We start from the raw sequence: 11,001 nt of genomic DNA on the forward strand, positions 1-11,001 counted from the left end.
TCAAATAGAATGTTGCCACCGATGGCACAATGCCGCATCGACACCATAAAAGGAGATGCGCATGCCCGGATTGTTGTTGGACCCCGATCGCCTGTTCCCCGCCGATCCCGCCACGCGGGGGATCGCACGCGAACTCTATGCGCGGGTTCGCGACCTGCCGATCGTCAGCCCGCACGGTCATACCGATCCGTCGTGGTTCGCGACCGACCGGCCATGGACCAACGCGACCGAGCTGCTGCTGTCGCCCGATCACTATATCTTCCGCATGCTCTACAGCCAGGGCATCCCGCTGGACGATCTGGCGGTGCCGCGCCGCGACGGCAGCATCACCGCTGATCCCCGCGCAGCATGGCGGGTGTTCGCCGGCCACCAGCATCTGTTCCGCGGAACGCCTTCCCGCCTGTGGCTCGACCATGTCTTCGGGGAAGTGTTCGGGTTCGCCGATGCGCTGACCGCCGCGAATGCCGACGACTATTACGACCGGATCGGCGAACTGCTGGCAACCGACGCCTATCGCCCACGCGCGCTCTTCGACCGGTTCGGGATCGAACTGATCGCCACGACCGAAGGCGCCGACGATCCGCTCGACCATCATCGCGCGATCCGCGCCAGTGGCTGGAACGGGCGCGTTGTCACCGCCTATCGCCCCGATGCCGTGATCGATTGCGAGCATGAAGCATTCCGCCCCGCGCTCGCCAAATTCGCCGAGCTGACCGGACAGGACGTGACGAGTTGGACCGGGTATCTGGCGGCGCATCGCCGGCGGCGGCAGGACTTCATCGCAGCCGGTGCGACCTCGACCGACCACGGCCATCCGACCGCGCGTACCGCCAATCTGTCGGGCGTGGAGAGCGAAGCGCTGTTCGCGCGCGTGATCGGCGGCACCACCGATGCGGCCGATGCCGAACTGTTCCGGGCGCAGATGCTGACCGAAATGGCGCGGATGTCGATCGACGACGGTCTGGTGATGCAGATCCACCCCGGCAGCTTCCGCAACCACAATCGGGGGGTGTTCGACGTGTATGGCCGCGACAAGGGGGCCGATATTCCGACGCGGACCGATTATGTCGCCGCGCTCAAGCCGATGCTCGACGTCGTCGGCACCAGCCGCGATCTGACGGTGATCCTGTTCACGCTGGACGAGACGACCTATGCGCGCGAACTGGCGCCGTTGGCGGGGCATTATCCGTGCCTGAAGCTCGGCCCGGCATGGTGGTTCCACGACAGTCCCGAAGGAATGCGCCGCTTTCGCGAGAACACGACCGAGACGGCGGGCTTCTACAACACCGTCGGCTTCAACGACGATACCCGCGCCTTCCTGTCGATTCCGGCGCGGCACGATGTCGCCCGCCGCGTCGATTGCGCGTTCCTTGCCCGGCTGGTCGCCGAACACCGGCTGGACGAGGCGGAAGCGCACGACGTCGCGTACGACCTGACCTATGCGCTGGTGAAGCGCGCCTACAAGCTGGACGGTGCGGCATGAGGCTGTCGAACGCCACGCTGGCGAACCTTCCCGTATCGGTCGCGCGACCCGAATACGACCGGCACGCGCAACCGCCCGGCATCGTCCATATCGGCCCCGGCGCGTTTCACCGCGCGCATCAGGCAGCCTATGTCGATGCGATCCTGCCGCACGATCCGCGCTGGTCGATCAGCGAGGTCGCGCTCAATTCGACCGGCGTCGCCGACGCGCTGGGACCGCAGGATGGGCTGTACACGCTGGCGCTGCTCGACCGCAGCACCGACTATCGCGTGATCGGATCGATCGCCGAACTGCTGACCGCGCAGCGCCGCGACGCGATCCTGTCGCGCATCGCCGCGCCGACGACTCGGCTGGTCACGACCACGGTGACCGAAAAGGGCTATCACCTCGACGGCACCGGCGCGCTCGATCTCGACCATCCGGCGATCGTGCGCGAACTGACCGGCGCGGAGCCGGGGACGCTGTCCGGCTGGCTGGTCGCCGGGCTGGCGGCACGGCGCGCGGCGGGAGGGGGAGCGATCACGTTGTTGTCGTGCGACAATCTGGCGGACAACGGCCACCGCTTCCGCCGGTCGGTCCGCGATCTGGCGGCGGCGCGCGATCCCGATCTGGCGGCATGGATCGACGATCATGTCCGTTTCCCCTGCGCGATGGTCGATTCGATCACGCCCGCGACCGACGATGCACTGCGCGCGTCGGTACAGGCGGCGACGGGTGTCGAAGACGCATGGCCGATCCAGCGCGAGGCGTTCACGCAGTGGGTGATCGAGGACGACTTCGCCACCGATCGTCCGCCGTTCGAACTGGCGGGCGTGCAATTCACCCGCGACGTGCGCGGGTTCGAAAATGCGAAGCTGCGGCTGCTGAACGGTGCGCATTCGACGCTGGCCTATGTCGGGTTGCTGCTGGGCCATGTCATGGTGCGCGACGCGATGCGCGATCCGGTGCTCGCGGGTTTCGCCGAACGGCTGATGCGCGATGATATCGCGCCGTCGATCGTGCCGCCGGCCGAAATGGATCTGTCCGCCTATATCGACGCGGTGCTGGGGCGGTTCGCCAACCCGGCGATCGCGCATCAACTGGCGCAGATCGCATGGGACGGATCGCAGAAGCTGCCGTACCGGCTGCTCGATACCGTTCGCGATGCCCGTGCGGCGGGGCGTCCGGTCGACCGGCTGGCGCTGCCGATCGCGGCGTGGTTCCGGTTCCTCGAACTGCGTCGGCACAGCGGCGAGACGCTGGTCGATCCACGCGCCGACGCGCTGCTCGCGCGCGCGGGGGATGCCGCCGCGTTGCTCGACCTGCGCGACGTTTTCGGCGACCTGTCGGACGATGCGACGTTCCGCGATGCGGTCACGCGGCGCTGGCACGCGCTGGCCCCCGGTGGCGACGTTCGGGCCGCGCTGGGGGAATGATCGGCCGACCGGGTCAGACCGACCCGGTCGACTGCCCGACGGCGAGCGAGAAGGGCGGCGCCCGTTCGTCCCAGCCGGTGACGGAAGGCTGTTCGATTATGTCGATCAGCCGGGCGGCGGCGGTGCGCGCCATGTCGCGCATCGGCCGGTCGACGGTGGTCAGCGTCGGCGACAGGATTCGCGCGATCAGGCTGCCGTCGAACCCCGCCACCGACAGGTCGCGCGGCACCATGATGCCACGCGCGGTGGCGACGTTCAGCACGCCCGCCGCCATCACGTCGTTGCCGGCGAAGATCGCGCTCGGCCGGTCGCTCCGGTCAAGCAGCGCATGGCCCGCCGCCACGCCGGAGTCGAAACCGTAATCGCCGGTCACGACCATCGCGTCGGACAGGTCGACGCCCGCCGCCGCCAGCGCGTCGCAGAACCCGGCAGTCCGTTCGCCCGACGATCGATGCGACGGCGGCCCGGTCACGATCGCGATCCGCCGATGTCCCAGCGCGAGGAAATGCGCGGCGACCAGCGCGGCGGCGGCGCGTTCGTCGGCGACGATCATCGCTGGATAGGACGGCGTCCGTACCGCCGCCATGCCGATCGACGGCACGCGCATCGGGCGCAACGCCTGCGGCAGTTCGGCCAGTTCGGACACCGGCGGCAACACGATCAGCCCGTCGACCCGCGACCGGCGGACGAACCGCGCGACGTCGGCGATCACTGCGTCGCGCCCGTCCGACACTGGGTGGACGATCATCTCGTATCCGCGCAGCGCGCATTCGGCGATGACGCCGCGCTGCACCTCGTCCAGCACCAGCGCGTTGGGATCATGGTGCACCAGCCCGATCAGCGACGATCGCCCGCTTGCCAGCGCCCGCGCGCGCAGGCTGGGGCTGAAGTCCATCCGGTCGATCACTGCTTGCACCGCGTCGCGTGTCGCCCCGCTCACCTTGGGCGATCGGTTGAGCACGCGCGATACGGTACGGACCGAAACGCCAGCGGCGATCGCCACCGCGCGGATCGTAAGGCCACGATCCTGTTCTTCGGGTAGCGGGCTGTCGTCGTCGTGATTCATCGGCGAACGCTAGAGGATCGGCGAAGGAACCGAAACCTTCGGGGAAGGGGGCGGACGCCACGCCGCCGCCTTTCGATGCGTTACCCCGGCCCTCACAGCAACATCGTGCCACCATGCGCGCGTTCATGGTCGATCAGCCAGCGCTTGCGTTCGATTCCGCCACCATAGCCGGTCAGTGCGCCCGACCGGCCGATGATGCGATGGCACGGTACGACGATCGCGACCGGGTTCGCGCCATTGGCCAGCCCGACGGCGCGCATCGCGGTCGGGCGACCGATCGCAGCGGCGATTTCGGCATAGGCGACGGTGCTGCCCGCGCCGACCGCCCGCAACGCGGTCCACACCGCCCGCTGGAACCCGGTGCCGCCCGTGACGGTCGCCACGCTGTCGATCGCCACCACGTCGCCGTCGAAATAGGACCGGATCGCGCGCGCCGCCGCACTTTCCCCGATCGCGGGCGCGACGGTCCAGCCGCGGGGACCATAGTGGCGATCCAGCAACCGTCGCATCCGGGCATTATAGTCCGCGAAGTCCAGCGCGCGCAGCACGCGCGCCGCGTCGGTGAGTACGACGATTTCCCCCACGGGGCTGGCGATGCGTTCTTCGAACAGGGACAGATTGGTCATGTGGCGACCGTGAACGGATGGCCGACCCGGTGCCAGCGGATTTCGGACGCCGAACATCGTCATGTCCGTTTTCCGCCAGAGCGTGATGAATTTTAGGTACACCCGTTCGTGCTGAGTAGCGACTGAGCGAAGTCGAAGACGCGTATCGAAGCATCCGTGGCAGTCCTTCGATACGCCATTTTGACAAGCTCAATGGCACTCAGGATAAACGGTCACACCTTGTATCATCATGCTCTCGTCAAACGGTGGCGCACCCGATCTGATGGAGAGGACCGCGTGATATGTGAGCAGTCCCTTCCCGGTCGCCCTGCGGGACCGATCCGGCATCCGTGGCGGGGGACAGGAAAGGATTCGATGTGGACCAGACAGCGCTCGACCCCGATCGGTGCTACGCCGCACTGATGCGACGCGACCCTTCGGCGGACGGGCTGTTCTTCGTCGGCGTACGCACCACCGGCATCTATTGCCGACCGGTCTGTCCGGCGCGCACCCCGGCGCGCGCCCATGTCGAGTTCCACGCCAGTGCGGCAATGGCGCAGGCGGCGGGGTTCCGGCCATGCTTGCGTTGCCGCCCCGAATCCGCGCCCGACAGTCCGGCATGGGCGGGGACGCTGGCGTCGATCCATCGGGCGTTGCGGCTGATCGAGGACGGCGCGCTGGCGGAGGCGCGCGTCGCGGCACTGGCGGCGCGGCTGGGCATGACCGACCGGCATCTGCGGCGGCTGTTCACCGAACATCTGGGGCAGGGGCTACTCACGATCGAGCGGACGCGGCGGATCAATCTTGCCAAGAAACTGATCCACGAAACCCGGCTTTCGCTGACCGATATCGCGTTTGCCGCAGGGTTCGGCAGCGTGCGGCGCTTCAACGAAGTGTTCGTTGCGGCGTTCGGACGCCCGCCCTCGGCCTTGCGTCGCGATGGCGGCGGTGCGAACCCCGACGCGCCGGTGGTGGTCAGCCTCGCCTATCGCCCCGGGTTCGACTGGGCCGGGCGCGGCGTCGTGGTGGTGCCGTTGCCGGTCGGGCTGGCAAGCATCGAACCGGGAAACGGGCGCACGCTGTGCGTGACGCTGACCGACGTACCGCTGCCGATGCTGGGCCGCGCGATCGCCGCCGCGCGGCGGGTCGCATTCGGCGGGGAGGGCGACGCGCCGTCCCATACGACCCGCTTCCTTGCGGCGGACTGACGGCTGGTTTTCGGGACTTTCCTACACGCTCCCGACCGGTCATGCTCCCGGCCGCTCTTTCTCCATGTCCGATTCCGTCCGGCCTGTTTTCATACGACGCCGTTACCCGGCGATCATGCGCACGAGTGTGACTTTCGTGACTTTTGACGCCCGCCGCGTTCTGCGACCGGCTTGCACTGCCGCGATCACCCTTCGGGCGAGCGCTTGCACGGCGGGGCGAAGCAGCACCGCCGCAGCGTTGTCCGTCGATCGCGATATAGCGGCATCGCCCCCTCTGCGCGCCGTGCACCGAACCGGATCAGGCGCCGTGCCGATGACGCAGCCGGATCGCGAACCGGCCTATTCCAGCCCGTGCCGGACCAGCATCGCGCGCGGATCGGGGTCGCGGCCCCGGAACGCGCGGAACAGGTCGATCGCCGGTCGCAACGACCCTTGCGACAGGATGGCTTCGCGCAGCCGGTCGCCGGTCGCGCGATCGATCGTCCCGTTCTCCGCAAATGCCGCAAACCCGTCCGCGGCCAGCAGTTCGGCCCATAGATAGCTGTAATAGCCCGCCGCGTAGCCGCCGGCGAAGATATGCGCGAAGGCATGGGGGAAGCGATGCCATTCGGGCGCGCGGATCACCGCCACCTCGTCACGCACCGCCTCGATCACCGCCATCGGATCGTCGCCATGGCTGCCCTGATGCAGCAACAGGTCGAACATCGCGAATTCGATCTGGCGCACGACGAACATGCCCGACTGGAACCGGCGCGCCGCCAGCATCCGGTCGAACAGGTCGGCAGGCAGCGGATCGCCGGTGACGACATGACCGGACATCGCGGCAAGGACGCCGGGTTCCCACGCGAAATCTTCCATCAACTGGCTGGGCAGTTCTACCGCGTCCCATTCGAACCCGCTGGTGCCCGAGATATCGGGGCGCGGCACGCGGGTGAACAGATGGTGCAGGCAATGCCCGGTTTCGTGCAGCAGCGTGGTGACGTCGTCATGGCCCAGCAGCGCAGGTTCGGCCCCGGCCGGTGCGAAGTTGCACACGAGATAGGCGACCGGGATCGACGGTGCCTCGGGATCGTCGAGATAGGGTCGGGCGGGCGCCATCCATGCGCCGCCCTTCTTGCCCGCCCGCGCGTGCAGGTCGAGATACAGGCCGGCGAACACGCCGCGTTCGTCGGCCACGTCGTAATAGCGGACGTGCGGATGGTAGGTGGCGACATCGTCGCGTTGCGTCAGCGTCAGCCCGAACAGCCGGTGCAGCAAGTCGCGCCATCCCGTCAGGACCCGTTCCACCGGGAAATAGGACTTCACCACCGACTGGTCGATCGCATGGGCATGCCGCTTCAACCGGTCGCCGACGAACCCGACGTCCCATGGGCGAAGCTCGTCGATGCCCAGATGCCGGGCGGCGAAGTCGGCCAGCGCGTCGCGCTCCGCCTCGGCCTGTGGTCGGGCGCGGGCGGCGAGATCGCGCAGGAACGCCAGCACTTCGCCGATATCGGGGGCCATCTTGGTCGCGAGCGACCGCGCGACCGGATCGGGGAAGCCAAGCAGTTGCGCGGCTTCGCGTCGCAGGGCGAGGATGCGGCGGATGCGGTCGCCATTGTCGAACCGTCCGGCGTCCGGCCCCTGATCCGATGCACGCGTGCCATAGGCGCGATAGACCTGATAGCGCAGGTCGCGATCCTCGGCGAAGGTCAGAACCGCGACGACGCTCGGCTGCTGGAGCGTGACGACCCAACCCTCCAGTCCGCGCGCTTCGGCAGCGGCGGCCATCATTGCGAGGTCGGCCTCCGACAGCCCCGCCAGCCGGGCGGGATCGGTCAGGTGCAGCGTCCACGCATCGGTCGCGTCCAGCACGGCGCTGGCGAATTCGGTCTGGATCGCGGACAATTCGGTCGCGACCGCCTTGAACCGTTCGCGGTCGGCATCGTCCAGTGCGACGCCCGCCAGCGTCCGGTCGCGGATCGACCGTTCGACCGCGACCCGGTCCGCATCGGGCAATGTCGCGAAACCGGGTGCGATGGCCAGCGCGCGCAGCCGGTCGAACATCGCGCGGTCCTGTTGCGCGGCGATCCCGCGTTCGGTCAGCACCGCCTGACCCGCCGCATGCGCCGCGCGCAGCTCGGACGTGTCGGCGACGGCGTGCAGGTGCCATACGCTCGACCAGAAATTGTCGATCGCGACATCCGCGCGCTCGACCGGCAGCCACGTCGCGGCGAAGGACGGTTCCGTGGCCGTCGCCTGCGCCGCCGCCGCGTCGCGTTCGGCCAGCAGCGTGTCGAGGGTGGCGGGGATGGCTTCGGGGGTGATCGCGGCGAAATCGGGAAGCTGGTTCACTGGGTTTCCTTCAACATTCGACGACGTTGACCGCCAGGCCGCCCTGGCTGGTCTCCTTGTACTGGCTCTTCATGTCCTCGCCGGTCTGGCGCATCGTCTCGATCACCTGATCGAGGCTGACGATGTGGCGACCGTCGCCGTGCAGCGCCAGATAGGCGGCGTTGATCGCCTTGATCGCGCCCATCGTGTTGCGTTCGATACACGGGATCTGCACCAGCCCGCCGATCGGATCGCACGTCAGGCCCAGATTATGCTCCATGCCGATCTCCGCCGCATTCTCGACCTGCGACGGCGTCGCGCCCAGCGCGGCGGCAAGGCCCGCGGCCGCCATCGAACAGGCGACGCCGACCTCGCCCTGACATCCCATTTCTGCGGCGGAGATGGAGGCATTCTGCTTGTACAGGAACCCGATCGCGGCGGCGGTCAGCAACAGGGCGTGTGCGCCCTCCCGCGTCGCGCCATGGACGAAGGTCTCGTAATATTTCAGCACGGCGGGGATCACGCCCGCCGCGCCGTTGGTGGGCGCGGTCACGACGCGTCCGCCCGCCGCATTCTCCTCGTTCACCGCCAGCGCCCACAGGCTGACCCATTCGAACACCAGGCCGGGATCGCTGCGCGGCCCGCGTGCCACCAGTTTTTCCCGGATCGCGCGGGCGCGGCGCTGGACATGCAATCCGCCGGGCAACTCGCCCGTCCCGCTGCATCCGCGGTCAATCGATGCGAGCATCGCGTCGCGCACCGCGTTCAGGAATGTGCCCGTCTCGCCCTCGGGCCGCCATGCGGTTTCGTTGGCGGCGACGACCTCCGCGATCGACTGGCGCGTATCGGCGCACAGGGCCAGCAGGTCGTTGCCCGATCCGAACGGGTGCGGCAGCGTCAGGTTGATGCGCGCCGGTGCCTCTCCCTCCGCGCGGATCGCGCCGCCGCCGATCGAATAATAGCGCCGGACGATCCGGCTGCCGTCGTCCAGCACGGCGGTGAACGCCATCGCATTGGGATGGCCGGGCAGGAAACCGGGATTGAAGATCAGGTCGCGCGCCGGATCGAACGCGATCGGGTTCGTCCCGGCAAGGTCGAGCGCGCGATCGGTATGGATCGCCGCGATCATACCCGGCACCGCGTCGGGATCGATCCCTTCGGGCGTCGCACCGGAAAGACCCAGCAGGATCGCGACGTCGGTGGCATGACCGCGCCCGGTCAGCGACAGCGATCCGTACAGGTCGCACAGCACCCGCTCGGGATGGATGCCGTCCTCATCGAGCATCGTCGCAAACGCGAACGCCGCGCGCATCGGGCCGACGGTATGCGAACTCGACGGTCCGATGCCGATCGTGAACAGGTCGGTGACGCTCAGCGGCGTCACGCCGGACGCCCCACCAGCGCCGCGACCCGCGCCGCCGCCGCGTGCCACTCGATCCCGCGCGCCGCCAGCCATTCGTCGTCATGATAGGTATCGGCATAGCGTAGCCCGGAGTCGCACAGGATCGTCACCACCGATCCCTGCTGTCCCGCCGCCGCCATCTCGCCGATCAGCGTCTCGCAGGCGGCGATGTTGGTCCCGGTCGATCCGCCGACCGGTCGTCCCAGCCGTGCGCCGATCGCGCGCATCGCGCCGATGCTGTCGGCGTCGCGCACTGCGATCATGCGGTCGATCACCGCTGGGATGAACGAAGGCTCGACCCGGGGGCGGCCGATCCCTTCGATACACGACGCGCATTCGTCCACGGTCCGGATCGTCCGATCGGCGTAATGGCGGTGGAACACCGACGCTTCGGGGTCCGCCACGCACAGTCGGGTCGTATGGCGGCCATAGCGGATGAAGCGTCCCAGCGTGGCGGACGTCCCGCCGGTGCCCGCGCCGCAGACGATCCAGGTCGGTTCGGGCGCATCCTCCTTCGCCATCTGCGCAAAGATCGATTCCGCGATATTGTTGTTGCCGCGCCAATCGGTCGCCCGCTCGGCATAGGTGAACTGGTCGAGATAATGACCGCCGCTGTCGTCGGCGAGCCGCTGCGCCGCCGCATAGACGTCGCGCGGATCGTCGACGAAATGGACCCGCCCGCCTTCGAACCGGATCGCGTCGATCTTCGCGCTGGCGATCCCGTGCGGAACCACCGCGATGAAGGGCAGGCCGATCAGTCGGGCGAAATAGGCTTCGGAGACGGCGGTCGAGCCACTCGTCGCTTCGACCAAAGTCGTCGATGGCCCGACCCACCCGCTGCACAACGCGTAGAGGATCAGCGAGCGGGCGAGCCGGTGCTTGAGGCTTCCCGACGGATGAACCGACTCGTCCTTCAGATACAGCGTGATTCCAGGCGTAGCGGCCAACTCGACCCGGATCAGATGCGTATCCGCCGAACGACAGAAATCGGCCTCCAGCCGGCGGATCGCATCGCGCGTCCAGAGAGGGTCATGGGCGGGGGCAACGATCACGGTTCGCTCCTGTAGGTGACGCTCCGGGACGGATCGCCACGGCCTGCACCTTATGACGTGGCGGGCGGGCAGGGGACAAGGTGCCTCTCATACGCTGCGCAAACGGCCGCACGGAGGCGACGAGCGGCGAAAAACCTTCGGAACCTAAAAAAGTGCGAAAACGTTGTTGACGCCTCTGGAACCCATCCGTATATGCAGTTTCACCGGACGGGGAGGCGTTCTTCGCTTCTTCCACCGGTCGCCTCGCTGACCTCAGGGTCGCCTGTTAAATCGGGTAGCGAGATTGCTCTTTTTATACCGGAACGTGGTCTCGATCAATTGGTCGTGGCCCCTGTTCCGGTCTCCCTGTCGCCGGTTCACTGGCGCCTTGGTCCTAAGACCGGGCAGGGAAGGTTCTTTGACATTGTTGATGAGATGAAGGGACATGTGGGCGGCGGCTTGCGGTTCATGGCATACA

General features: G+C 67.8%; 9 protein-coding genes. 4 read left to right on the forward strand and 5 right to left on the reverse strand.

Annotated features, from left to right (window positions below):
* Positions 1 to 61: 61 nt before the first annotated feature.
* Both uxaC and IFT55_RS14990 read left to right on the forward strand, forming a co-directional pair.
* Positions 62 to 1,483 carry a glucuronate isomerase gene (gene uxaC / locus IFT55_RS14985; RefSeq protein WP_192093149.1) on the forward strand — a complete coding sequence of 474 codons (1,422 nt, stop codon included), beginning with the start codon at positions 62 to 64 and terminating at the stop codon, positions 1,481 to 1,483.
* Entirely contained in the window at positions 1,480 to 2,898 is a 1,419-nt protein-coding gene (locus IFT55_RS14990) for a mannitol dehydrogenase family protein (protein WP_192093150.1), read from the forward strand. Before uxaC ends, IFT55_RS14990 begins: the two co-directional genes overlap by 4 nt.
* 13 nt (positions 2,899 to 2,911) lie before the next feature.
* On the opposite strand, the gene IFT55_RS14995 is transcribed toward IFT55_RS14990, so the two are convergent.
* Together IFT55_RS14995 and IFT55_RS17640 are read right to left on the reverse strand one after the other, a co-directional pair.
* Entirely contained in the window at positions 2,912 to 3,964 is a 1,053-nt protein-coding gene (locus IFT55_RS14995; protein WP_192093151.1) for a LacI family DNA-binding transcriptional regulator, read from the reverse strand.
* A 92-nt stretch (positions 3,965 to 4,056) separates the two neighbouring features.
* Complete coding sequence (locus IFT55_RS17640; RefSeq protein ID WP_192093152.1) at positions 4,057 to 4,590, reverse strand: methylated-DNA--[protein]-cysteine S-methyltransferase; 534 nt, start codon at positions 4,588 to 4,590, stop codon at positions 4,057 to 4,059.
* Between the two features lie 356 nt (positions 4,591 to 4,946).
* Here IFT55_RS17640 and IFT55_RS15005 point away from each other — a divergent pair, with 356 nt between their 5' ends.
* Complete coding sequence (locus tag IFT55_RS15005; RefSeq protein WP_197976483.1) at positions 4,947 to 5,777, forward strand: Ada metal-binding domain-containing protein; 831 nt, start codon at positions 4,947 to 4,949, stop codon at positions 5,775 to 5,777.
* Between the two features lie 339 nt (positions 5,778 to 6,116).
* Here the strand turns inward: IFT55_RS15005 and IFT55_RS15010 are convergent, their stop codons facing one another.
* Genes IFT55_RS15010 through IFT55_RS15020 form a run of 3 tightly spaced genes read right to left on the reverse strand, consistent with a single transcriptional unit; the run spans position 6,117 to position 10,544 of the window.
* On the reverse strand, positions 6,117 to 8,111 hold the full coding sequence (locus IFT55_RS15010) for a M3 family metallopeptidase (protein WP_192093153.1): 1,995 nt from the start codon (positions 8,109 to 8,111) through the stop codon (positions 6,117 to 6,119).
* A gap of 10 nt (positions 8,112 to 8,121) precedes the next feature.
* Positions 8,122 to 9,465 (reverse strand): L-serine ammonia-lyase, encoded by a 1,344-nt coding sequence (locus tag IFT55_RS15015; protein ID WP_249403860.1) that lies wholly within the window; start codon positions 9,463 to 9,465, stop codon positions 8,122 to 8,124.
* 5 nt (positions 9,466 to 9,470) lie between these two features.
* On the reverse strand, positions 9,471 to 10,544 hold the full coding sequence (locus IFT55_RS15020; protein ID WP_446740732.1) for a PLP-dependent cysteine synthase family protein: 1,074 nt from the start codon (positions 10,542 to 10,544) through the stop codon (positions 9,471 to 9,473).
* A gap of 192 nt (positions 10,545 to 10,736) precedes the next feature.
* Between IFT55_RS15020 and IFT55_RS17250 the strand changes: the two genes are divergently transcribed.
* Positions 10,737 to 11,001 (forward strand): hypothetical protein (locus IFT55_RS17250; protein ID WP_206757254.1); only part of this gene is annotated, 265 nt, incomplete at its 3' end.

The organism is Sphingomonas sp. CFBP 13720 (genome assembly GCF_014842075.1).
In the GTDB taxonomy this organism is placed as follows: Bacteria; Pseudomonadota; Alphaproteobacteria; order Sphingomonadales; family Sphingomonadaceae; genus Sphingomonas.